The organism is Streptococcus sp. HMSC066F10 (genome assembly GCF_001813805.1).
GTDB classification, from domain to species: domain Bacteria; phylum Bacillota; class Bacilli; order Lactobacillales; family Streptococcaceae; genus Streptococcus; species Streptococcus vaginalis.
On sequence record NZ_KV813959.1, the window covers coordinates 137,092 to 158,915 of the forward strand.

The 21,824-nt window shown below is 39.0% G+C and carries 22 protein-coding genes and 2 tRNA genes; 2 read left to right on the plus strand and 22 right to left on the minus strand.

Annotated elements, in window-relative coordinates; translation table 11 throughout:
* Positions 1–3 precede the first annotated feature (3 nt).
* From sufU to HMPREF2933_RS02520, 8 genes are all read right to left on the minus strand, one after another.
* Positions 4–459 (minus strand): Fe-S cluster assembly sulfur transfer protein SufU, encoded by a 456-nt coding sequence (gene sufU, locus HMPREF2933_RS02485; protein WP_024052133.1) that lies wholly within the window; start codon positions 457–459, stop codon positions 4–6.
* Positions 446–1,678: a cysteine desulfurase gene (locus tag HMPREF2933_RS02490; protein ID WP_024052134.1), complete on the minus strand. Its 1,233-nt coding sequence runs from the start codon at positions 1,676–1,678 to the stop codon at positions 446–448. The genes sufU and HMPREF2933_RS02490 overlap by 14 nt, the downstream gene beginning before the upstream one ends.
* 15 nt (positions 1,679–1,693) lie before the next feature.
* Positions 1,694–2,956: a Fe-S cluster assembly protein SufD gene (sufD, locus tag HMPREF2933_RS02495; protein WP_024052135.1), complete on the minus strand. Its 1,263-nt coding sequence runs from the start codon at positions 2,954–2,956 to the stop codon at positions 1,694–1,696.
* A 39-nt stretch (positions 2,957–2,995) separates the two neighbouring features.
* Entirely contained in the window at positions 2,996–3,766 is a 771-nt protein-coding gene (gene sufC, locus HMPREF2933_RS02500; RefSeq protein ID WP_003025885.1) for a Fe-S cluster assembly ATPase SufC, read from the minus strand.
* A gap of 90 nt (positions 3,767–3,856) precedes the next feature.
* Positions 3,857–5,023 carry a glycosyltransferase family 4 protein gene (locus tag HMPREF2933_RS02505; protein WP_042754018.1) on the minus strand — a complete coding sequence of 389 codons (1,167 nt, stop codon included), beginning with the start codon at positions 5,021–5,023 and terminating at the stop codon, positions 3,857–3,859.
* Positions 5,014–5,769 carry an adaptor protein MecA gene (gene mecA / locus HMPREF2933_RS02510; RefSeq protein ID WP_024052137.1) on the minus strand — a complete coding sequence of 252 codons (756 nt, stop codon included), beginning with the start codon at positions 5,767–5,769 and terminating at the stop codon, positions 5,014–5,016. The genes HMPREF2933_RS02505 and mecA overlap by 10 nt, the downstream gene beginning before the upstream one ends.
* A 123-nt stretch (positions 5,770–5,892) precedes the next feature.
* Positions 5,893–6,735 carry an undecaprenyl-diphosphate phosphatase gene (locus HMPREF2933_RS02515; RefSeq protein WP_024052138.1) on the minus strand — a complete coding sequence of 281 codons (843 nt, stop codon included), beginning with the start codon at positions 6,733–6,735 and terminating at the stop codon, positions 5,893–5,895.
* Positions 6,736–6,801: 66 nt separating this feature from the next.
* Complete coding sequence (locus HMPREF2933_RS02520; protein ID WP_024052139.1) at positions 6,802–8,691, minus strand: DUF2207 domain-containing protein; 1,890 nt, start codon at positions 8,689–8,691, stop codon at positions 6,802–6,804.
* 127 nt (positions 8,692–8,818) lie between these two features.
* Here HMPREF2933_RS02520 and HMPREF2933_RS02525 point away from each other — a divergent pair, with 127 nt between their 5' ends.
* Both HMPREF2933_RS02525 and HMPREF2933_RS02530 read left to right on the plus strand, forming a co-directional pair.
* A complete protein-coding gene (locus HMPREF2933_RS02525) occupies positions 8,819–10,384 on the plus strand; it encodes an ABC transporter substrate-binding protein/permease (RefSeq protein ID WP_024052140.1) in 1,566 nt (521 codons plus the stop codon).
* Positions 10,381–11,121 carry an amino acid ABC transporter ATP-binding protein gene (locus HMPREF2933_RS02530; protein ID WP_024052141.1) on the plus strand — a complete coding sequence of 247 codons (741 nt, stop codon included), beginning with the start codon at positions 10,381–10,383 and terminating at the stop codon, positions 11,119–11,121. Before HMPREF2933_RS02525 ends, HMPREF2933_RS02530 begins: the two co-directional genes overlap by 4 nt.
* A 466-nt stretch (positions 11,122–11,587) precedes the next feature.
* Here the strand turns inward: HMPREF2933_RS02530 and HMPREF2933_RS02535 are convergent, their stop codons facing one another.
* The 14 genes from HMPREF2933_RS02535 to HMPREF2933_RS02600 all read right to left on the minus strand — a co-directional run bounded on the left by HMPREF2933_RS02535 (position 11,588) and on the right by HMPREF2933_RS02600 (position 21,762).
* A complete protein-coding gene (locus tag HMPREF2933_RS02535) occupies positions 11,588–11,803 on the minus strand; it encodes a capsule biosynthesis transcriptional regulator (protein ID WP_003025899.1) in 216 nt (71 codons plus the stop codon).
* Positions 11,804–11,912: 109 nt separating this feature from the next.
* The gene (locus HMPREF2933_RS02540; RefSeq protein WP_024052142.1) at positions 11,913–12,800 is read right to left on the minus strand and encodes an SPFH domain-containing protein; all 888 of its coding nucleotides are present in this window, start codon (positions 12,798–12,800) and stop codon (positions 11,913–11,915) included.
* Between the two features lie 117 nt (positions 12,801–12,917).
* Entirely contained in the window at positions 12,918–13,517 is a 600-nt protein-coding gene (locus HMPREF2933_RS02545) for a response regulator transcription factor (RefSeq protein ID WP_070672441.1), read from the minus strand.
* Positions 13,514–14,611, minus strand: coding sequence for a sensor histidine kinase (locus HMPREF2933_RS02550; RefSeq protein WP_070672444.1), 1,098 nt, complete (start codon positions 14,609–14,611; stop codon positions 13,514–13,516). The genes HMPREF2933_RS02545 and HMPREF2933_RS02550 overlap by 4 nt, the downstream gene beginning before the upstream one ends.
* 4 nt (positions 14,612–14,615) lie before the next feature.
* Positions 14,616–15,347: an ABC transporter permease gene (locus HMPREF2933_RS02555; RefSeq protein WP_070672448.1), complete on the minus strand. Its 732-nt coding sequence runs from the start codon at positions 15,345–15,347 to the stop codon at positions 14,616–14,618.
* Between the two features lie 13 nt (positions 15,348–15,360).
* A complete protein-coding gene (locus HMPREF2933_RS02560; protein ID WP_070672452.1) occupies positions 15,361–16,236 on the minus strand; it encodes an ABC transporter ATP-binding protein in 876 nt (291 codons plus the stop codon).
* Between the two features lie 284 nt (positions 16,237–16,520).
* The gene (locus tag HMPREF2933_RS02565; RefSeq protein ID WP_024052147.1) at positions 16,521–18,188 is read right to left on the minus strand and encodes a DAK2 domain-containing protein; all 1,668 of its coding nucleotides are present in this window, start codon (positions 18,186–18,188) and stop codon (positions 16,521–16,523) included.
* A gap of 2 nt (positions 18,189–18,190) precedes the next feature.
* Entirely contained in the window at positions 18,191–18,556 is a 366-nt protein-coding gene (locus tag HMPREF2933_RS02570) for an Asp23/Gls24 family envelope stress response protein (protein ID WP_003025907.1), read from the minus strand.
* 175 nt (positions 18,557–18,731) lie between these two features.
* Positions 18,732–18,920 (minus strand): 50S ribosomal protein L28, encoded by a 189-nt coding sequence (gene rpmB, locus HMPREF2933_RS02575; protein ID WP_003025909.1) that lies wholly within the window; start codon positions 18,918–18,920, stop codon positions 18,732–18,734.
* 134 nt (positions 18,921–19,054) lie between these two features.
* Positions 19,055–19,717: a LiaF transmembrane domain-containing protein gene (locus HMPREF2933_RS02580; protein ID WP_024052148.1), complete on the minus strand. Its 663-nt coding sequence runs from the start codon at positions 19,715–19,717 to the stop codon at positions 19,055–19,057.
* 5 nt (positions 19,718–19,722) lie between these two features.
* The gene (locus tag HMPREF2933_RS02585) at positions 19,723–20,169 is read right to left on the minus strand and encodes a LytTR family DNA-binding domain-containing protein (RefSeq protein ID WP_003031093.1); all 447 of its coding nucleotides are present in this window, start codon (positions 20,167–20,169) and stop codon (positions 19,723–19,725) included.
* A 216-nt stretch (positions 20,170–20,385) separates the two neighbouring features.
* Positions 20,386–20,458, minus strand: a tRNA-Thr gene (locus HMPREF2933_RS02590).
* A gap of 153 nt (positions 20,459–20,611) precedes the next feature.
* Complete coding sequence (locus HMPREF2933_RS02595; RefSeq protein WP_003025917.1) at positions 20,612–21,493, minus strand: class II fructose-bisphosphate aldolase; 882 nt, start codon at positions 21,491–21,493, stop codon at positions 20,612–20,614.
* Positions 21,494–21,676: 183 nt separating this feature from the next.
* Positions 21,677–21,762, minus strand: a tRNA-Leu gene (locus HMPREF2933_RS02600).
* Positions 21,763–21,824: the final 62 nt, after the last annotated feature.

Below are 21,824 nucleotides of genomic sequence, written 5' to 3' on the forward strand. Positions count from 1 at the left end.
GCTTCATTTACTCAACTTTTCAGAATTTCCAGCTTCCTCAATTGCCTTTTTAAGAGCATTCCAGCCTAAGGTTGAGCATTTAATACGCTGAGGAAATTTAGCAACACTAGCCAAAAAAGCTGCGTCTCCTAGTTCCTTTTGCTGCTCATCGTCCTTACCTTGCACCATTTGGGAGAAGATTTCTGCCAAAGCTAGCGCTTCTTCCTTTGTCTTCCCTAGGACTACATCCGTCATCATACTGGCTGAAGCTGTAGAAATACTGCAACCAGAATTCACAAACGCAATATCTTCAATCATGCCCTGCTCATCAAATTGAACCGACAGGCTGATGACATCACCGCACGTAGGATTGTTGAGATTCACTTGCTCCACTCCATCCAAACGACCTTGATGATGAGGGTGAGCTGAATGGTCCGTCACAACTGCTTTATAAAGACTATTTAATTTAGAAAGTGCCATCGAAAAACTCCTTTGTTTTCTGTAAAGCTTCAACGAGCTTATCGCAATCGGCTTTGGTATTATACAGATAAAAGCTAGCCCGAACAGTTGCTGCCACTCCTAGGTAACTCAACAAAGGTTGAGCACAGTGATGTCCAGCCCGTACAGCCACGCCTTCATAGTCCAGAGCTGTTGCTACATCATGAGGGTGAAGCCCAGCTAGATTAAAAGAAATAACACCCGACCGCTGAGTCAAGTCCTCCGAACCATAAATGGTAAGCCCCTCAACAGCCTGTAATTTTGGAAATACGTAAGCTATCAATTCCTGCTCATACTGATGAACTGTTTCCATTCCAATCTTGTCCAGATAGTCAATGGCGACAGCTAGACCTATAGCACCAGCTATATTGGGTGTGCCTGCTTCAAACTTCCAAGGTAGTTCTTTCCATGTCGCTTCTTGTTCATAGACAAAATCAATCATTTCCCCACCAAATTCGACAGGCGACATTTGCTCAAGTAGCTCTTCTTTGCCATAGAGAACACCGATACCAGTCGGACCTAGCATCTTATGACCTGAAAATGCAAAGAAATCAACGTCCAAGTCTTGTACATCAATCTTCATGTGAGGAACTGATTGAGCTCCGTCCACCACTAAAAGAGCATTTGCCTGGTGCACTAACTCTGCTATTTCTTTTATGGGATTCACCACACCTAGTACATTAGAAACATGCGCCAAAGCAACAAATCGCGTCTTTTCAGTCAATTTCGACCGAAAGTCAGCGAGATCTAACATACCGTCTTTCAGATAAGCATAAATCAATCTAGCACCTGTTTTCTTACAGGCTTCCTGCCAAGGAATGATATTGGAATGGTGCTCCATAACGGAAATCAGCACTTCGTCGCCTCGCTGCAAGACACTTTCGGCATAACGCGCCACCCAATTAAGCCCAGTCGTCGTTCCTCTCGTAAAGAGAACTTCTTTCGTTGAAGCGGCATGGATAAAGGAGCACACTCGTTCCCGCGCAGCTTCATAAGCTGCCGTTGCCCGTTCTGCTAGTGTGTGAACACCACGATGAACATTGGCATTGTCTTTCTCGTAATAAGCTGCAATCGCCTCTAATACCTGCGTAGGCTTTTGGGTTGTAGCCGCATTGTCCAAATAAACCAAGGGCTCATCATTGACGATTTGATCCAAAATTGGAAAATCCCTCTGAAGGATTTCTACATCAAGTTTAGACATTTCTTTTCCTATCTTTTATTTCTTAGCCAAAATTTCATCAATAGTTTCAATCATCTCAGCACGGACTTCTTTGACTGGAATTTCAACGATAACAGAACCTAAGAAACCACGCACGACTAACCGTTCTGCCGTTGCCTGATCTAGCCCTCGACTCATAAGATAGTACATATCTTCTGGATCTACCTGACCGATAGAAGCCGCATGCCCTGCTGTGACATCATTTTCATCAATCAAAAGAATAGGATTAGCATCTGAACGTGCTTTGTCAGACAACATGAGCACTCGACTTTCCTGTTGCGCATCTGCCCCCTTAGCTCCCTTGATAATGTGACCAATTCCGTTAAAAGTCAACGTTCCCTTTTCCAAAATCACTCCATGTTGGAGGATATTGCCGATCGAATTGCAGCCGTAATTGGTGACGCGACTGTCAATCCCCTGAATCTGCTTACCACGAGAGAGAGCCACCACTTTCATATCTGCATGACTTCCGCGCCCAAATAAATCACTGTCAAAATCAGCAATCACATTGCCTTCATTCATGACTCCGATTGCCCAGTCAATCATTGAATCATCGTCCAACTTGCCCCGACGACTGATATAAGCTGTCACATTTTCCCCCAGACGGTCAATAGCTGAGAACTTAATCTGAGCACCATCCTGTGCAATCACTTCCACCGTAATATTAGCAGTCACGGGAACAGTCCCAGAACCATAGGTCTCCAGGCGCTCTAAATAGGTAAACTTGGAGTGTTTCCCTGCAATAATTAGAATGTGCTTATTAAATGGTACATCACTTTCACTGTCTTGGTAAAAAATGCCTTCAATGGGCTGATTGATTTCAACATTATCTGGAATATAGAGCACCGCTCCACTATTGAAATAAGCTGTATGGTAGGCTGCCAGCTTATCTTCATCATATTTAACTGAAGACATAAAATACTTTTCCATGATTTCTGGAATTTCCTCAAGAGCAGTGTAAAAGTCTGTAAAGATAACTCCTTGCTCCGCTAGTTCAGTCGGCAATTGCTCTAAAACAGTCTGTGTTCCAACCTGAACCAATGTCAAATGGTCATTCAGCGCTGTGAAATCAGGTACATTTGTAAGAGTTTCACTTTCTGACAGCGTGCCGTCTCCCAAGTTCCAGCGGTGAAATTTCACCCGCTCAATAACTGGTAATTTCAACTCTTCTATTTTATCAAAGGCAGCTTGACGGAGATTTGCCAACCACTCAGGCTCCGCATGCATTTGTGAAAAATGTTTAATGGTTTCTTTTGTCATTTCATTCTCCTATCTTTTCTAAGTAAAAAGAAAGGTTGACTAGACTTCTTCTTGGTAATCAAAACCAAGTTCTTCAGCCAATTTGGCATAACCTTCCTGCTCCAAACGAACAGCTAATTCCGGACCACCAGAAGCAACTACACGCCCATCCATCATGATATGGACCACATCAGGCGTAATATAATTCAACAGACGTTGATAGTGCGTAATAATCATAGCACCAAAATGTTCACCACGCATAGCATTGACGCCCTTAGACACCACTTTCAGTGCATCAATATCTAGTCCAGAGTCAATTTCATCCAGTAGTGCAAAAGTCGGCTCTAGCATGAGCAACTGCAAGATTTCATTACGTTTCTTTTCACCGCCAGAAAAACCTTCGTTTAGATAACGTTCTGCCATTTCTTCTTTCATATTGAGTAGTTCCATTTTTTCGTCCAATTTCATGATGAAATCACGAACAGAAATTTTTTCGTCGTCTTCTTTACCTGCATTCATAGCTGCACGCAGAAATTCTGCATTGGTAATGCCTGGAATTTCACTTGGATACTGCATAGCCAGAAAAAGCCCCATGCGAGCTCGTTCGTCCACATCCAATTCTAAGATATTGACACCGTCAAAGAGAACTTCTCCCTCGGTTACCTCGTAATTTGGATTTCCCATAATCGCTGCTGATAAGGTGGATTTCCCCGTACCGTTTGGTCCCATAATGGCTGCAATTTCTCCTGTTTTAAGAGTCAGATTGACTCCTTTTAAGATTTTCTTTCCTTCAATTTCTACATGGAGGTCTTTGATTTCTAACACAGACATGGCAAACTTTCCTTTCTTCATATCCATAATCTACCTTACCAGTATAGCAAAAAAAAGCCAAAAAGGCTTTGATTTTGTTTAAGTGCGAGTCTACTTCTTTTTTCTATTTCTGAACTTTGTTCTGATTTCTTCTCGATAAGCAGAATTTCCAATGAACCGAAGAACATTAAGGAGTGGTGTCCGATTTTGACCCAGAACACCAATTAGTTCTACCAAAAGTTCCACTCCAAAAAGTAGTCCAATAATTAACAGCGTCCCACCGATACGGCTCGAAACATTTAGCAAAAGAGAAATCATGGCAAAAATCATAGAAATGCCATAAATAACCAAGACTGTCCCACGATGTGTTAAGCCCAAGGATAACAGCCGATGATGAAGATGTCGCTTGTCTGGTGTGTAAAACTTTTGCCCAGATAAAGTTCGACGGACAATCGCTAAAAAGGTATCTGTAATCGGCACACCCAGAATAATCATCGGAGTAATCACAGCGACAGCTGTCGCATTCTTCAAACCTTGAAGTGATAAAACTGCAATCATAAAACCGATAAACAGCGCTCCTGTATCTCCTAGATAAATAATAGCTGGATGATAATTATAAGGGAAAAAGCCTGCAATAGACATGACCAAGACAAAAATAGTTAAGGTTAGAAAGACATTGTGATCTGGCAAGAAAAAGTAGGAAACAATCCCCATTGTCACCAGCGAAATAATGGATACACCACTCACTAATCCGTCCAACCCGTCAATCAAATTGACGGCATTAGTAATCGAAATAATCCAGATAACCGTCAAAATGAAAGATAGCCAAGGAGCAAAGTGTAGTAGCGGCCCGCCAAAAGGAATTTTAAAATGATTCAAACGGAAATCCGTCAATAGCCAAATCAAACTAGCAGCTAACACAATTCCTGACATCTTTGCTAAAGGCTTCAACTCTTTCACATCATCAATAAGCCCTGTTAAAGCAATGATGCCGCCTCCTAAGACAACCGGCCAAATATAATCAAAATAACCCTTTCCATGAAAGGTCGCTTGCACAATCATCGGCATAAAAACAAGTGTAGCAACCGAAAAAGCAATGACAATAGCTAAACCGCCGCTGCTTGGCATCGGCTTTTTGTTGATTCTTCGTGCATTTGGATAATCAACCGCACCTATCTTAAATGCCAATAGACGCACCAAAGGCGTGAGAATCACACCGATGAAAAAGGTTCCAAGCAACACCAAAATGAATTTTAAAGGGAAGGGAATCATAAGCATTTAACCTTTTGAAGACTGGCAACCGCCTCGTTGACAAGCAATAAGTAACCGTGTTCTTGCAAAACAGCTCTCGTCACATCTGTGTCTTCTGCATGTTCACGCATAGAGGCAAGGAGCCAAGCTGGATAACGCTTCGGGTGTCCCTCAATATCAACCAGAATTGTCAAATAATAGTGATCGTCCATTTTGTACAACTCCGAAGTATTGACAGCATAATCTACTGTCTTAGAAAAAACAATTGCTTCTTTCAGGCTGGAAAATTTCAAAATGTAATAGATATATTTTTGAGTAAGCTCATCACTATTTTCCTCTGACTCTTCCATATCAGAAGTGCTTGTGTTATCGTCTGCTTCCGCCGTTTCCAAAGAACGAACAGCCTCCATATCGTCTTTACTTTTCTCAAAAATATTTTTTTCTAATGTCTTTAAAAATTCATCTGGAGACATTTGAGACAGCTCTTCTACATCTGGTAAATCTGCCAAATCATCGAAGTTCAAATTCTTATCAATCTTAGACTTGGTGACAAAAACATCCAGTCGGTCTGGTTTAGGAGTTACACGAAAACTGAGCATACCGCTATCTAAAAAGCTCTCTGGCATTTCCAACTCATCTAAAATCGCATAGAAAAATTCCTCTGTTTTTTCTTGCGGAACGAGAAAATCTGCCATCTCCATTCCACGTTCTTCTAAATCTTCTAATTTTATTGTGATCTTAATCGTTGTATCACTAATTTGCTTCATTTCCATCGCATTACCTCATACTTCTAGTCTTTTCATTATACTAAAATTTCGGTTTTTTTACAAAAAATAGACAACCTCATTTTCTTTTACCAATAAAAAACTCAACAAAAACTGTTGAGTTTTGAATACTTAAAAAATAGCTTTAAAGATTCCGTACACGATAAGCAAAACACCGAGTCCGATACGATATTTCCCAAAGATCGTAAAGTCGTGCTTTTTCACATAGTCTGTCAAGAAGCGAATGACATAGAGACTAACCCCAAATGCAACACCCATTGCTACAAGCAGCAAGAAGAACTGCCCAAATCCAAGTGTGTTTCCTTTGATAATAAATTTCAAAATCTTCCAACCACTGGCACCAAACATGACAGGAATTCCCAAAAAGAAAGTGAACTCTGTCACCACAGAACGACTGGTCCCATTCAAAAGCCCACCTACAATGGTTGCTCCTGAACGACTTGTTCCTGGGAAAAGCGACAATACTTGAAATAACCCAATGTAGAGAGCAGTTTTATAAGGCAAGCGATCTAAGCTGGTAATTGTCGGTTCTACGTTGTTATTACGTTTTTCCAGTAAAATAAAAGCAACACCATAGATAATCAACATACAAGCAACAGAAATGAAGTTATAAAAATGAGCATCAAACCAACTATCTAAAGGCAAACCAATAATAGCAGCAGGTGCAGCCGCAACCACTACTTTTGCCCATAATTGCCATGTTTTCTGCACTTCATGCGCTGTCTTTCCCGGTTTAAACGGATTTAATTTATCAAAATAAATCACTACAACTGCTAAAATTGCTCCTAATTGGATAACGACATTGAACATTTCCATAAAGGCAGTATTCTGATTTTTATACTTGATAAACTCCTGTATCAAAATCAAGTGACCTGTGCTAGAAATAGGCAACCACTCTGTAATTCCTTCCACAATCCCAAAGATGATGGATTTTAAAATTTCAATGATAAACATGTTCTTCTCCTAAGGTTGATTTGTTTCATTATAGCATAATTTCAAGTGAGAGAATAGAGGCACTTTTTAAAAAGCACCGCCTCCACCTCCACCACCTCCACCAGTGAAGCCGCCTCCGCTGCTACCACCTGATGAAACAGTGAAGCTACTAGCTGAATTGGCTTCTGAGCCATAACTAACAAAAGCGTGGGAGCTAGTATGAAAGGTATACGACATATCCTGATAAACAAAAGCATTCATAGACGGATTGTCAATTGTGATTTTACGTAGCTTCATAGCCTTGGTCACCTTATCAGCACAATTAAACATAGTAGCATAAACCAATAATCGGTTCCATAAAATGACTCCGTCAACTTCTGTGTCCTTTAAATGAGCAATATCACGCAGCATATTGGCAAAACTCTTCCAATAATAATAGTTTTCAGCACCTTCTTCATTTAGGACTCCATCACGTTTCACCATTTTGCATTTTCTCAAAAGGTAATACAGCATTCTGCCAGAAATGAAGATGCTAACTACAAATTGATAAAATACGAGTCCATACTCCAAGAAAATCCAAGCCAAAACGCCAAGAGAAGCAACCATAATAAGTGCCATCAAGGAGATTGAAAGATATAAATACAAGATTTCCTTTTTAGCAACTGGGCGGTAATTATTTGGCAATTGCTCCCGCTCAATAATCTCATGCACATTTTCTGTAATATTCTTCAAATAACATTTTAAGAGATTTTTTACCCTGTTGCCCGCTTTACGGACAGCTTCCTCACCTCTGTTATACACTTTCTTATCAATTTTAAAGTCTGAAAATAGCTCTTTTACAAGAAGCTGCTGGTTGTTGCCCATAGCCATTTTTAAAAATTCTTTTTCAAAACCCGATAAACCTTTATCCGTCACTCTTTGCAGCCTTGGTTGCTTCGTATCGTCTGTAAAAACAAGATTGCCTCGATCAATCAAATCTAATAAAGTAGCTTGGACAAGATTTTCAAATTTCAGAGATGTAGCTTGTCGCTCAGTCGGATCCAATTCTGTCAAATCTACCGAATAAACATTGGAAGCAATGACCATTGGTGGCAAATCTTGCGGTATTTCATACAAACGAGCACGCTTAGGAAACGTTACACGGGATTTTGTTCTAAGATGAAAAATAATGTAAAAAACCAAACTAATTAGACCAACCAATACCAAAGCAAGTGGTAAGTCCCAGTCTACTAATCTCTGGTATTTTTTTGTACTGGTGGCAACTTCCTTTTCAACTTGACGAAACTCTTGCAACCGATTGCGTTTTGTAACAGCTAAACTATTTTCAGGAACAGTTACTAGCGATCGATCCCAATATGCATGAAATTCTAAATTTCTATTTTTAGCAATACTAGCGACACGGATCAGATAGCTATCTCCCTCTCGTGTCACTTGAGCTGGCTTCATAAAATAACCCGTGTGAGCATACAATTCGGTCTGTTGTGAAGTAGCTGGAGGAGTAATCCGAAATTCTACATTGTTTAACTTTTTATCCCAATCACTAATTGGAATCCAGTGCAATTCTACAATATCATTGTAGACAAACAACATATTCTTCAACTTCCAAGTAACCGTAATGGTTACACGGTCTCCTTTATTACCGGCATTATAAATTTTATATTTATAACCACCCGCAATGTATTCCTGAACAGCAGTAATATCCGTTTTTGGTTGTCCATTTCTTAAAGCTAGAATCGTCGGCTTTCCTTCCACGTCAAAGCCCAGAGGAACTTTACCAGACGTCCCCAAAGTAATGATTTGTCCTCTGTAGTCGCTTGAAAAATGGTAAGTGACTGTTTCAACAAATGTCGCTGTATTATCAGAATGAATCTGTAAATTGCCTTTATAGGATTCAATATCATAACTCACCGCCAAGACTCGTTGACTGAAGAACAAACATGAGAAAAAAATTATGATACTCCAAAAAAACTTTTTCATCTAGTAATCTCCTTATACTGATTGCCTTTATTATACCATTTTTTTTAAGCAAGGGTTTCCCCAATATTGAAAAGCATGTCATTTTTCGGTACAATAAAAAGAAGCTATTTTTAGATGAGGAGAAAATATGAAGAAATTATTCTTATCTCTATTTGCACTTCTGCTGCTTAGTTTCGGATTTGCAAATAGAGCTCAAGCCGATGAATACTTGCGAATCGGAATGGAAGCGGCTTATGCACCGTTCAACTGGACGCAAGATGACGATAAAAATGGTGCCGTCAAAATCGAAGGCACCAATCAATATGCTAACGGTTACGATGTCCAAATCGCCAAACAAGTCGCAAAAGCATTGGACAAAAAACCGTTAGTGGTCAAAACTTCTTGGAATGGATTGATTCCTGCATTGACATCAGGTAAATTAGATATGATTGTCGCTGGAATGAGTCCAACCGCTGAGCGGAAAAAGGAAATCGCATTTTCCAATAGTTATTATACCAGTGAGCCTGTGGTATTGGTCAACAAAGACGGAGCTTATGCTAATGCAAAAACGTTGAAGGACTTCAAAGGAGCAAAAATCACCTCTCAACAAGGTGTCTACCTCTACAATTTGATTTCCCAACTGACAGGTGCTAAGCAAGAAACTGCAATGGGCGACTTCGCTCAAATGCGCCAAGCACTTGAGTCAGGAGTGATAGACGGCTACATTTCTGAACGTCCCGAAGCCCTCACAGCAGAATCCGCTAATTCAAAATTTAAAATGATTCAGTTCAAAAAAGGTTTTGAAGTTAATGAAGAGGATGCTACGATTGCAATTGGAATGCGCAAAAACGACAATCGCCTAAAACAAGTCAATGCTGCTATCGCTAAAATCAGTGACAAAGACCAAGTCGCTTTAATGGACAAGATGATTCAAAACCAACCTGTTGAAACTGACACCAGCAAAGATAAAACTACTTTCTTTGGACAAGTGACAAAGATTCTGAAAGACAACTGGCCCCAATTTCTGCGCGGAGCTGGCTTAACCCTTCTCATTTCCATTACTGGTACAATTGCAGGGCTCATCATTGGTCTCTTAATCGGTGTTTACCGCACCGCTCCTACAGCCAAAAATAAAGCTCTCGCTCTTTTACAAACTTTATTCGGTTGGTTCCTGAATGTCTACATCGAAATTTTCCGTGGAACACCTATGATTGTTCAATCTATGGTTATTTACTACGGAACAGCACAGGCATTTGGAGTTTCCATTGATCGTACAATCGCAGCCATCTTTATCGTTTCCATTAACACGGGTGCTTATATGAGTGAAATTGTCCGCGGAGGAATCTTTGCTGTTGATAAGGGGCAATTTGAAGCCGCAACTGCTCTGGGAATGACACATAACCAAACCATGCGCAAAGTTGTCCTTCCTCAAGTCGTGCGCAATATTCTACCTGCTACAGGGAATGAATTTGTCATCAATATCAAAGATACTTCCGTACTGAATGTTATCTCCGTTGTTGAACTTTATTTCTCAGGAAATACGATTGCCACCCAAACTTACCAATATTTCCAAACCTTTACGATTATTGCCGTTATCTACTTTGTCCTAACATTTACGGTAACACGCATTCTCCGCTATGTAGAACGGCGTTTTGACACAGATGATTACACAACGGGCGCTAATCAAATGCAAACGAAAGGAGTAAAGGCATGAGTGATACCATTTTAGAAATCAAGCATCTTAAAAAATCCTACGGACAAAATGAAGTCTTAAAAGATATTTCCCTTACCGTCCACTCCGGAGAAGTCATCTCTATCATCGGAAGCTCTGGTAGTGGAAAATCTACTTTCTTACGCTCTATCAATCTCCTTGAAGAGCCAAGTGGCGGAGAAATCCTTTACCGTGGTGAAAATGTACTAGAAGAAAACTATAACCTCACTCATTACCGTGAAAAACTCGGTATGGTGTTCCAAAGCTTTAACCTTTTTGAAAACCTTAATGTTCTTGAAAATACCATTGTCGCACAAAAAACTGTTCTCAAGCGAGAACGAGCAGAGGCCGAAAAAATCGCCAAAGAAAATCTTGAAAAAGTTGGTATGGGGCAACCTTACTGGCAAGCCAAACCAAAACAACTCTCTGGCGGACAAAAGCAACGGGTTGCTATTGCACGCGCCTTATCCATGAACCCAGATGCTATTTTATTTGACGAGCCAACCTCAGCGCTTGACCCTGAAATGGTCGGTGAAGTACTTAAAATTATGAAAGGCCTTGCTCAAGAAGGCTTAACCATGATTGTTGTCACGCACGAAATGGAGTTTGCGCGTGATGTCTCCAATCGTGTCATTTTCATGGACCAAGGCATCATTGCTGAAGAAGGCAAACCTGAAGACATTTTCACTCACCCTAAGAAAGAACGCACAAAAGAATTTTTACAACGTTACTTACGATAATCCACAACCTTTACAGCCCCACACAGTTGAGTAGGGCTGTAAAGGTTGATTTATCAACCGCATAGAACCCACTCAACCACTGCGACTTGCAAGAAACTCATACAAATCTGACGAGGTTAAGGACTTTTGTCCCAGTCTCGTCTTTATTTTCTCTTCAAAATCTTTAAGAAGTCAATTGAAAAACTAATTTTTATTCAAACAAAACAGAATGTTTGAATACACATTCATTAGAACATTTTCTTGTTAAAAATAAAACTCTAATTTTTAAGAATATTTTTTAAAATAGATTGTATTGTAGAAAGCGGTTTATCATTTTTCTGTAAAAATATTCATTCTAAAGAATTAGATAGGAATCGAATAAATAAACTTTCTGCTTTATAATTATTTGTTATTTCCATATAAAATTATAATATTTTACAATTGTAAACAAAAAAAGCAGGCTGATAGCCTGCTAAAAATACAACTATTAGTTTTCAAACTTTTCGTGGTTTTTATCGTAAAAATCAATCAATCCAAGAGCGGTTTCAAATGAAATATTTTTCACTTTAGCACGGCCTTGAGCAAGGGCAATGATAGACATTTCACGAGCGTTCGTTTCTTTACTGATGCGATAACCCGTGATTTTTTTATCACGAACCCAGCTAACAACTGATTCTACTTTTTCAAAGTTAGATTTAGCCATTTCCTTCTCCTATTTTATTATTTCTAACTAAATATTGTAAAGGTTTTTGTTTGTTTTGTCAATGGAAAAGGCTGTCTATTTTGATGAATAAAACAATTCAGAATATTCTTTATTTTGCTTTAAGAGCTGATAAAATTTGCGTTCGGATACTTTCTACTCCGTCAGGATTGGCTGGTAAGAAAATTGTATTATTTCCCTTATTATCTGCAAAATTATTCAATGTATCAAGATATTGGTTGGTTAAAAGAATGGACATGATTTGTTCTTCCTTCATTTCAACATTCGCACCTTTTAATTCCTTAATTGAGTCTGCCAATCCATCTACAATTGCTTTCCGTTGTTCGGCGATACCAACCCCATGAAGGCGATCTTTTTCAGCTTCTGCTTCTGCGGCTGTCACAATTTTAATCTTGTCAGCTTCAGCTAATTCTTGCGCAGCAACACGTTTCCGTTGGGCAGCGTTGATTTCATTCATTGATTGCTTGACTTCTGCATCTGGCTCAACTTTTGTAATCAAGGTTTTTACGATGATATAACCGTAAGTAGACATTTCTTCTGCCACTTGCTTTTGGACTTCAAGCGCAATTTCATCTTTCTTTTCAAACAATTCATCCAAGGTCAATTTAGGAACAGATGAACGCAATGCATCTTCAATATAAGACTTGATTTGAGCTTCTGGGCGAATCAATTTATAGTAAGCATCTGTTACGTTATTTTCATTGACACGGTATTGTGTCGCAACGTTCATCATGACAAATACATTGTCTTGTGTCTTAGTTTCAACCACAATCTCACTTTGCAAGAGGCGCAATTGTACACGCGCTGCGATATGGTCAATACCAAACGGCAAACGCAAATGAATCCCGCTATTACTGAGTTTTTGATATTTCCCAAAACGTTCTATAATCGCGACAGACTGTTGACGAACAACATATAAGGAACTAAAAAGAATAACAATGAGTACGACAACAACAATTGGTACTACTAAAAATAACATGATATGAAACTCCTATCTTCTTTTTCCAAGATTATAGCATACTTATAAGTGTTTATCAAACAGAAACGATAGTTGCAACACTCCATAAGTTTGCTTAAGTTTTTTTAAATCTCTTTACTAAATCCAGCCATTTTCTTGCGCAATTCGAACTGCTTCTAATCGATTTTCCGCTGCTAATTTCGTTAGAATGCTTGACATGTAATTGCGGATAGTGCCATTTGATAGATAAAGCTTTTGAGCAATTTCTTTACTAGACAGACCTCTTGCTGCTGCTTGCAAAGCCAAAATTTCCTGATTGGACAAGGGATTTTTACTCGTCATCATGGCTTCCATTAGTTCAGGAGAATATTCTTTTTGCCCTTTTAATACTGTATGAATTGTTTTCATGAGGTCAGCAATACTGCGTTCCTTTAAAACATAGGCATCTACATCTGCTTTGACCGCTCGCTCAAAGTAACCAGGACGTTTAAATGTGGTGACAATAACGACTTTGACGGTTGACTGCTGCACCTTGACCCATTCCAACACATCCAGCCCTGTTTGCTTAGGCATTTCCACATCTAAAATAGCTACATCTATCTTTTGAGATTGCAGCAAGGCCATTGCCTCCTGCCCATTAGAAGCCTGATGAACTGTTTCCACATCTGATTGCATTTCTAGCAATTGGCACAAAGCATCCCGTAGCATGCTTTGATCTTCAGCTACTAACAATTTCATTTGTATCCCTCCATTAGTAAGTTTACTCGAATCATAGTTGGCTGTTTATAACTTAAAACCTCTACTTGTCCAGACAATGCTTCCACACGCTCCCGAATGGAATGCAACTCTTTTCCTGTGACAATTTTGAAACCTTTCCCATTATCCTCAACATCTGTAATTAACCGATTTTTTTCAGAATACAAATGAATTTGGCAACTGCTTGCATGAGCATGCTTGATGATATTCGTTGCTAATTCTAGTAAAACCATACTTAAACTTGATTGAATATTTGGTGCGATACTAGCAATATTGAGTTGACGCTGTACTTGTACCTGAATCCCACTCATTTCCAGCATAGCCTGAATAGTCACTAACTCCTCATCCAAGGTTCGTGTTTTTAGATTATCAATAATCCGTCGCACATCTGCCATAGACTGCTTGCTAATTTCATGCACTTCCTGCAATTCTTTACCAGCTTTCTCATAGGATTTCATTTGAAGAAACTGTTGTGCTAATTCTGTCTTGACACTGAGCATAGCAAATGTATGTCCTAGACTATCATGTAGGTCTCGTCCAATACGATTGCGCTCATTTTCAGCTAGGAACAGATTGAGTTGAGCATTCTGCTTTCTTTTTTCCTCCTGAAGCAATTCAGCCACCTGCATGCGATACAATCCGAAGGTCAATAAATCAGCAAATAAAAAGGTCGCAATCAAAAATATCAGATAGGATAAATCACTCGGATTTTTCAGAAAAATAGAAAACAGAATGATTGGCTGTAAGGTAAAAAAGGTCCAAAAGCGCCAAGATTTAAATGGAATTTCATTAAAGTGATAGATTAGTAGATTTGATAGATAAAAGATGTACCAAACAAAACTTGGATTTAGCCAAATAGAACTATAAAAAATGTAGGCAATCATTATCCACCAAGACAGCCACTGATGAAACGGATGATTATCGAGTAGAAGATTGTAATAAGCTCCGATAAAAAATACTGTCCACAACAAGAGCAAAAGCGAGTAGTCCCCACCGATGACACCCGCTATTGGAAATACAATAAAAACTAAAGCAATATGAAACATATAGTGAATATTTTTTAGTTTTTTCCACATAAATTTATTTTACCTCAATCCGTTTTTTAAGTTGAAGAACCACCAGACTGACACCAACTGTGTAAACCAGAACAATCAGTGCTGCAATGGCATTAAACTCACGATGTTCCAAATAAGAAGATACAACCTGCATGAGTTGATAACTAGGCATCAATTTACCGATAGAGCGAAGCCAGGCTGGGAACATGCTCAAAGGAAACCAAAGACCACCTAGGACTGCCAAAGCCATATAGGCAATATTCCCCACAACAGACATAAGCTGAGCGCTGGGAAGCAAACTCACTAATACTCCCATGGCGATGAAAACCAAACTTCCGAATAGGATAATTAGGGCGATGATTAACCAATCCATTGTAGGAAGACTGACTCCACGAACAAAATACCCAACAGAAAAAACAACGACTATGGAAAGAAGGAAAGTCAGTAAGGCACTGAAAAGTTTGGATATATAATATTCTACCATAGAAACAGGTGAGTGCTGAATCATTTTTTGCCAATTATTGGTTTTATCAGATTGCAAGGAGCTGGGAATACTAAAGAAAGCACTAGACATGATACTGAAAACCGTCATTGAAAAGAGATATAGTCGAAGTACACTGGTTGGTGTGTCGATTGACATCACGCCTGAAAAAATCAGATAAAAGACACTAGGCAAACCAATAGACAAGAGGTAATAAGCGGCCTGCCGCTTCATTAAAATCAATTCAACCTTCATTAAACTGGTCATATTTTTCATGATACATCTCCTTTTACTCTTGCGTTGTCTCAAAAATACTATCTAATAGTGTCCGGTTGCGTACTTCTACTTCCTCAATCGTACAGCCATTATCTACCAAGACTTGCCACACTTGACCAGCCTTTCTAGTTGCCAAGGACAGAGCATTTTGCTTGATTTCAACTTCGGTCACTTCAGATAACCCTTCCAAAATAGTTTGGTAAGAAAGCGGAATAGTAAAGTGTTTTTCTTGTTCTTCGCTGCGCATGGCATAAGGCGTCGTATCACGAATCAATTCGCCCTTATGCAAAACCAAAATACGATCTGCTGTATGCTCCACTTCCTCAATATAGTGAGAAGAATAAATAATAGTCACACCCTTTTTCTTCAATTCATCCACAATTTCCCAAAAATGCTGGCGAGTTGACGTATCCATAGCAGAAGTTGGTTCATCTAAAAAAAGTATCTTCGGACGACCAATAAGAGCTAAAATAAAGGAAAATAAGCGTTTTTGACCACCTGATAATTTAGAAGCCAACTGTTCTTTTTGCTTATCCGTAAATTTTAAAAGAGCATCAATTTCCTGATTGGTTAGACTGTTTGGGTAAATATTTTGAAAAAAGTTCAATAGTTCTTTCACTTTCAGATCTTCCACTACTGTATTTTCTTGTGGCAAAATAGCAACCATCTGCTGTAATTGCTCATCTGTTGGCTTTAATCCTCGAACACTAGCCTGTCCACTCGTAAGAAATTTATCTCCTAGCAAACAATCCATGAGAGTCGTTTTCCCAGCTCCATTCGGACCAATCAACGCCACACATTCTCCATCGTTAATCGTAAAAGAAATATCCTTCAAAATATCTTTTCCATGAATCTTTTTAGATAAATGGTTCACCTCAATCAGCTTCATCTTTTTCTCCTCATTATTTCTTTGGTGGAAATACAACCCATGCAGAACTCCTAGCAATTGGCTCAGGAAAGTTTCTGGTCAACGATTGAATTACCACAGAGTTACTTGCAGCAAGAAGAATAAAACAGGTTGTAGACTTGGTTTCTAACTCTACATTTCCTCTTGTTACTTTCATTATAGCTCAACTCTTTTATCGCCACTAGATGATTTTGTCATCGCTCAACATGACAAATGTCATAAAAAAGACGACTCTCTCAAGTCGTCCTTTTCATCAGTTATTCTATTTATTCAACACTAAAGAGATATGGATAAACTGGCTGTCCGCCATTGTGAATTTCTACTTCTACATCTTCAAATTTTTCAGTAATGTCTTGCGCTAATTCATTGGCCAAGTCTTCACTTCCATCTTCACCGATGTAAATCGTCACAATTTCACTATCCATATCTAACATTTTACTGAACGTTTCATTCAATGTCGTCAGCATATCTGGATTGGAAACAACAATTTTTCCGTCTACCATACCTAAATTATCATTTTCATGAATTTCAAGACCGTCAATCGTTGTATCACGGACAGCTGTCGTCACACTACCACTGACAACATCTGCAAGTGCAGCAGTCATCCGATCATGATTTTCCTCAATAGATTTGCTTGGGTCAAAAGCTAACAAACTAGTCAAACCTTGCGGAATTGTTCTTGTTTCAATCACTGCAGCAGATTGTTCAATCACTTCAGCCGCTGATTGCGCCGCCATGAAGATATTCTTGTTGTTTGGCAGGATAATGATATGACGAGCATTCACATGTTCAACTGCCTTGATGAAATCTTCTGTTGAAGGATTCATCGTTTGCCCGCCAGAGATGATGTAGTCCACACCTTGCGCTTTAAAGATGTCTGACAATCCTTCTCCTGCAACGACAGCAATGATTGCATATTCTTTTTCTTCTGTTGGCTGGCTATTTTCACGCTCTTCTTTTTCAACCTGCGCTTCGTGTTGATTGCGCATATTATCTACTTTGACCTTGACAAGACTTCCGTATTTCAAGCCTTCTTGCATGACCAAACCTGGGTCTTCCGTGTGAACATGAACTTTTACGATTTCATCATCATTTACGACAAGAAGTGAGTCGCCCAGTTCATTCAAGTAGTTGCGAAATTCATCATAGTCAAATTCTTTAACATACGTTGGACCTTTTTTCAAGGCTACCATGATTTCCGTACAATAACCATATTTGATGTCTTCTGTTGCCACATGACTAGCTACTGACTTATGGTGTTCTGCATTGATCATTTCTGTCATAGTTGCAGGCGTTGCTTGAAATTCTTCAGACGCAATGTATTCGCCTGTCAATGCTGACAAAAAGCCTTCATAAATGAAAACAAGACCTTGACCACCAGAGTCCACAACACCGACTTCTTTTAAGACTGGCAACATGTCTGGTGTTTTAGCAAGAGCCACCTTAGCACTATCAAGAGCTGCTTTCATGACCTCGACAGCATCATCTGTCTCTTCTGCTTTTTTCTTGGCACCAATTGCAGCTCCGCGAGAAACGGTCAAAATCGTTCCCTCAACCGGCTTCATCACAGCTTTGTAGGCTACTTCCACTCCAGACTGAAAAGCAAGGGCTAAATCTTGTCCCGTTAATTCTTCCTTCTCTTTCACACTTTGAGAGAAGCCGCGGAAAAGCTGAGACGTGATAACACCCGAATTCCCACGCGCACCCATTAAGAGACCTTTTGCAAAAATTCCAGCCACTTCACCAACAGTAGAAGCAGATTTGTCCGCAACTTCCTTTGCACCATTTTCAATGGTCATTCCCATATTGGTACCTGTGTCACCGTCTGGCACAGGAAAAACATTTAAAGAATTGACATATTCAGCTTGTTTATTCAAACGAGTAGATGCAGACTGCACCATTTCTTGAAATAAACTAGTAGTAATATTTGACACGATTATTCTCCTACAACTTTAATATTTTGGATATAGACATTTACTGTTTCAGCAGTAATTCCAAGCTGATTTTCAAGACTGAATTTCACACGCTCTTGAATATTTTTAGACACTTCACTAATCTTGGTACCATAGCTCAAAACTGTATAAACATCAACAGCAATGCTACCTTCTTCCGTTGTTTTTACTACAACGCCTTTCGCATAATTTTCTTTGCCTAATAAAGCTTGGAAATTATCTTTAATGGCATTTTTACTGGCCATTCCAACAACACCAAAAATTTCAGTTGCTGCCCCACCAACAATTGTCGCAATGACATCATCTGTCAGTTCGATTTGACCATCTTTTGTATTGATTTTTACAGTCATAGTTTCTACCTCAAAAGTATTTTATAGTTTATTTTACCATATTTTACGCGGACTGTAAAAGAGAGAGTACATAATTAGAAAGTATTCAGTCAATGTTTGGGGGTTTCCTTGTCCTAAAAAATCTATTTTCTTGTACAAAAAGAAAAGGGACCCCAGAGGTCCGATTCTTCATAAATTAAACGCGTTCAACTTTGCCTGATTTAAGGGCACGTGCTGAAGCCCAAACTTTCTTAGGTTTACCATCAACTAAGATTGTCACCTTTTGAAGATTTGGTTTCACGGTACGTTTTGTTTGGTTCATTGCGTGAGAGCGGTTGTTTCCTGATACAGTTTTACGACCTGTAAAGTAACATACTTTTGCCATTTATACTTGTCCTCCTGATTAGTTTCACGGGCTTTATACCACATACCGTAAAATTTTATCACAATTTTTAAGATTTTGCAAGACTATTTTCTCTATATTTCAAAATTTAGCCAAGACAGCCCAATCCATCAGTCTTAAATATAGATAATTCCCAAACGACCGAAAGATACATCTCCCTTTACATAGAGGGTCTTGTCTTTCTCATTGATGTTACGGGGATTGGTAACTGTGCCGAAAGCATTGTCTACATCCAACTCCACACGCCAATTACTAGGCACATATAACGTTGCATTCCCAAAAGATACATCAACATCAAAGGTAGCGGAATCGCCTTTTATCGTGGCATTGTCAAAATAAACTGTGGCATTCCCAAAGGTACAATCTAGCGTTTCATAGGTAAAATCTTCCGAATTGATGTAGCGCGTACCACTTCCAAAATTAATATCCCCATTTATAGTGCGATGAGCATTTGAACCACGATAAACACCCCAAATCCGTTTTGGTTTGAAAATTAAGCCAATACCAATAGAAGCCAGAATCCCTGCTAAAAAAATCGTTCCAGATGAGATTGGCAAAAAGTGATAGCTACTATTTGCAACGATTAAGGAAATAATGGCTAAAATAACCCCACCAGATAAATTTCCTCTCCAAAAATTTTCAATCGCAAAGTAAGCGAAGCCCAGCACCACGAGAATGGGCCAAAAATTGAAATCCATAACTGGAATACCAAAATTTCCTTGTAGTAGCACCCAACCTGCCAATACCAAAAGCCCCACTCCAAACAATGTTTTTCTCATAATATTTACCTCATTTCACTTAATTTTTCTTTTAAGAATTGAAAATAATGCCGAGACACATGCACTTGCTTATGGGTATCATAAAAGCGAATACTGCTGGTCCCTGAAAAAGACTTCTCTAATGAATAAATTGCTTTAATGTTCGTAATCGTTGACTTAGAAATACGGCAGAAATACCGCGGCAAGCATTCTTCCAGCTCATACAATTTCAGTTTGACTTCATAAGCATTATTTCGAGCATGCGCAAAAATCTTATTTCCCTCTGTCTCAAAAAAGAGAATATCTGCTAAATCAACATAATATTCGCTCGTATCTTTGTAAAAAAGAATAGACGGCTTAGCAACTTCTTCCAGAGAACGCTGAATGCGCTCTATCTGTTCATCAAAGCGAGGTGCCTTAATGACAATTTCTGCTTCTTCCAGATTAGAATCTAGCTCAACTCGAATTTTCATAAACGCTCCCCTCGTTTTTCTTTATTTTATTATAACAATTGGTTCGTGAAATTCAAGCGGTTTTCAGTAAGTGGTTCATTTCGAGACGCAAATGGTCGTGAAATCTGAATAACTTCCTTGCTTTTTCATAAGTTGACCAGATTCTAGCACCTTTTTACGCAACAACACTTTATAAATAACAAAAAAAGCCTTCAATTCAATGAAGACCTTCAATAATGCCGATTATAGGGCTTGAACCTACGACCTACGCGTTACGAGTGCGTTGCTCTACCAACTGAGCTAAATCGGCGAAATAAACGTATAAATCTATTCTAGCATGCAAATTTGATTTGTCAAGAGGAAAAGAAAAAATAATAAATCCCACACTACATTCAATCAAATAACTCAAAGAAAAACAAAAATCCCGCACAAGGCGAGATTTTCTTGTTTATTTAGTAAGCGATTAAGCTTTACCTTCTGAACCAAATACGTCAATACGTTCTTCAACAGCTTCTGTAATTGCTTCGAAACCTGGTTTCAAGAATTTACGTGGGTCAAAGAGTTTCTTCTTATCGTATTCAGCTTCGTTTGCTTCGTATTCAGCAACGAATTTACGAGTAGCTTTTGCAAATGCAATTTGACATTCAGTGTTTACATTTACCTTAGCAACACCCAATTTGATAGCTGCTTGGATTTGGTCGTCAGGAATACCTGAACCACCGTGAAGTACGATTGGGAATCCAGGAACAGCTTCTGTCAATTTTTGCAAGTGGTCAAGGTGAAGACCTTTCCAGTTAGCTGGGTATGGTCCATGAATGTTACCAATACCTGCTGCAAGGAAGTCAATTCCAGTTTCAACCATTGCTTTTGCATCTTCGATTGGAGCCAATTCACCATCACCGATGATACCATCTTCTTCACCACCGATTGTACCAACTTCAGCTTCTACTGACACGCCATTTGCATGCGCAAATTCAACAACTTTGCGAGCTTTTTCAAGATTTTCTTCAACTGGAAGATGAGAACCATCAAACATAACTGAAGTGTAACCAACTTTGATACATTCAAGTGCATCTTCATAATGACCATGGTCAAGATGAATAGCAACTGGTACAGTAATTCCCATTGATTCTACAAGGTTTTCGATGAGAAGTTTACATACTTTGTAACCACCCATATATTTAGCAGCACCCATAGAAGTTTGGATAAGAACTGGAGCTTTTTTAGCTTCTGCTGCACGCAAGATAGCTTGAGTCCACTCAAGGTTGTTTGTATTAAATCCACCAACTGCATAACCATTGTCACGAGCTGCTTGGACAAATTTTTCTGCTGAAACGATTGCCATTAGTATTAGGCCTCCTATTTATTTTTATGGGTTTTCCCATTTACATTGTTTATTTTATCACTTTTTAGGAAAAAATACCAGCATTTCCTAATCTTTTAAGCGCTTTCTCTTATAAAACTGTTTTTCTTTCCTCACATTTCAAAAATAATGAAACAAAAAACCGGCCGAAGCCAGCTTACCTGATGCGGAGAGAGGGACTTGAACCCTCACGACCTAAAGCGGTCACAGGATCCTTAGTCCTGCGCGTCTGCCAATTCCGCCATCCCCGCGATTGGGTACCTTATTAGTATAACAGAATAGAAACTCCTTGTCAAGAATTTTTTTGAAAAAA

Excerpts from the sequence above, each read along its gene's own strand:
- sufU (WP_024052133.1), bottom strand. The coding sequence starts at position 459 with ATGGCACTTTCTAAATTAAATAGTCTTTATAAAGCAGTTGTGACGGAC.
- HMPREF2933_RS02490 (WP_024052134.1), bottom strand. The coding sequence starts at position 1,678 with ATGTCTAAACTTGATGTAGAAATCCTTCAGAGGGATTTTCCAATTTTG.
- sufD (WP_024052135.1), bottom strand. The coding sequence starts at position 2,956 with ATGACAAAAGAAACCATTAAACATTTTTCACAAATGCATGCGGAGCCT.
- sufC (WP_003025885.1), bottom strand. The coding sequence starts at position 3,766 with ATGTCTGTGTTAGAAATCAAAGACCTCCATGTAGAAATTGAAGGAAAG.
- HMPREF2933_RS02505 (WP_042754018.1), bottom strand. The coding sequence starts at position 5,023 with ATGCTTATGATTCCCTTCCCTTTAAAATTCATTTTGGTGTTGCTTGGA.
- mecA (WP_024052137.1), bottom strand. The coding sequence starts at position 5,769 with ATGGAAATGAAGCAAATTAGTGATACAACGATTAAGATCACAATAAAA.
- HMPREF2933_RS02515 (WP_024052138.1), bottom strand. The coding sequence starts at position 6,735 with ATGTTTATCATTGAAATTTTAAAATCCATCATCTTTGGGATTGTGGAA.
- HMPREF2933_RS02520 (WP_024052139.1), bottom strand. The coding sequence starts at position 8,691 with ATGAAAAAGTTTTTTTGGAGTATCATAATTTTTTTCTCATGTTTGTTC.
- HMPREF2933_RS02525 (WP_024052140.1), top strand. The coding sequence starts at position 8,819 with ATGAAGAAATTATTCTTATCTCTATTTGCACTTCTGCTGCTTAGTTTC.
- HMPREF2933_RS02530 (WP_024052141.1), top strand. The coding sequence starts at position 10,381 with ATGAGTGATACCATTTTAGAAATCAAGCATCTTAAAAAATCCTACGGA.
- HMPREF2933_RS02535 (WP_003025899.1), bottom strand. The coding sequence starts at position 11,803 with ATGGCTAAATCTAACTTTGAAAAAGTAGAATCAGTTGTTAGCTGGGTT.
- HMPREF2933_RS02540 (WP_024052142.1), bottom strand. The coding sequence starts at position 12,800 with ATGTTATTTTTAGTAGTACCAATTGTTGTTGTCGTACTCATTGTTATT.
- HMPREF2933_RS02545 (WP_070672441.1), bottom strand. The coding sequence starts at position 13,517 with ATGAAATTGTTAGTAGCTGAAGATCAAAGCATGCTACGGGATGCTTTG.
- HMPREF2933_RS02550 (WP_070672444.1), bottom strand. The coding sequence starts at position 14,611 with ATGTGGAAAAAACTAAAAAATATTCACTATATGTTTCATATTGCTTTA.
- HMPREF2933_RS02555 (WP_070672448.1), bottom strand. The coding sequence starts at position 15,347 with ATGAAAAATATGACCAGTTTAATGAAGGTTGAATTGATTTTAATGAAG.
- HMPREF2933_RS02560 (WP_070672452.1), bottom strand. The coding sequence starts at position 16,236 with ATGAAGCTGATTGAGGTGAACCATTTATCTAAAAAGATTCATGGAAAA.
- HMPREF2933_RS02570 (WP_003025907.1), bottom strand. The coding sequence starts at position 18,556 with ATGACTGTAAAAATCAATACAAAAGATGGTCAAATCGAACTGACAGAT.
- rpmB (WP_003025909.1), bottom strand. The coding sequence starts at position 18,920 with ATGGCAAAAGTATGTTACTTTACAGGTCGTAAAACTGTATCAGGAAAC.
- HMPREF2933_RS02580 (WP_024052148.1), bottom strand. The coding sequence starts at position 19,717 with ATGAGAAAAACATTGTTTGGAGTGGGGCTTTTGGTATTGGCAGGTTGG.
- HMPREF2933_RS02585 (WP_003031093.1), bottom strand. The coding sequence starts at position 20,169 with ATGAAAATTCGAGTTGAGCTAGATTCTAATCTGGAAGAAGCAGAAATT.
- HMPREF2933_RS02595 (WP_003025917.1), bottom strand. The coding sequence starts at position 21,493 with ATGGCAATCGTTTCAGCAGAAAAATTTGTCCAAGCAGCTCGTGACAAT.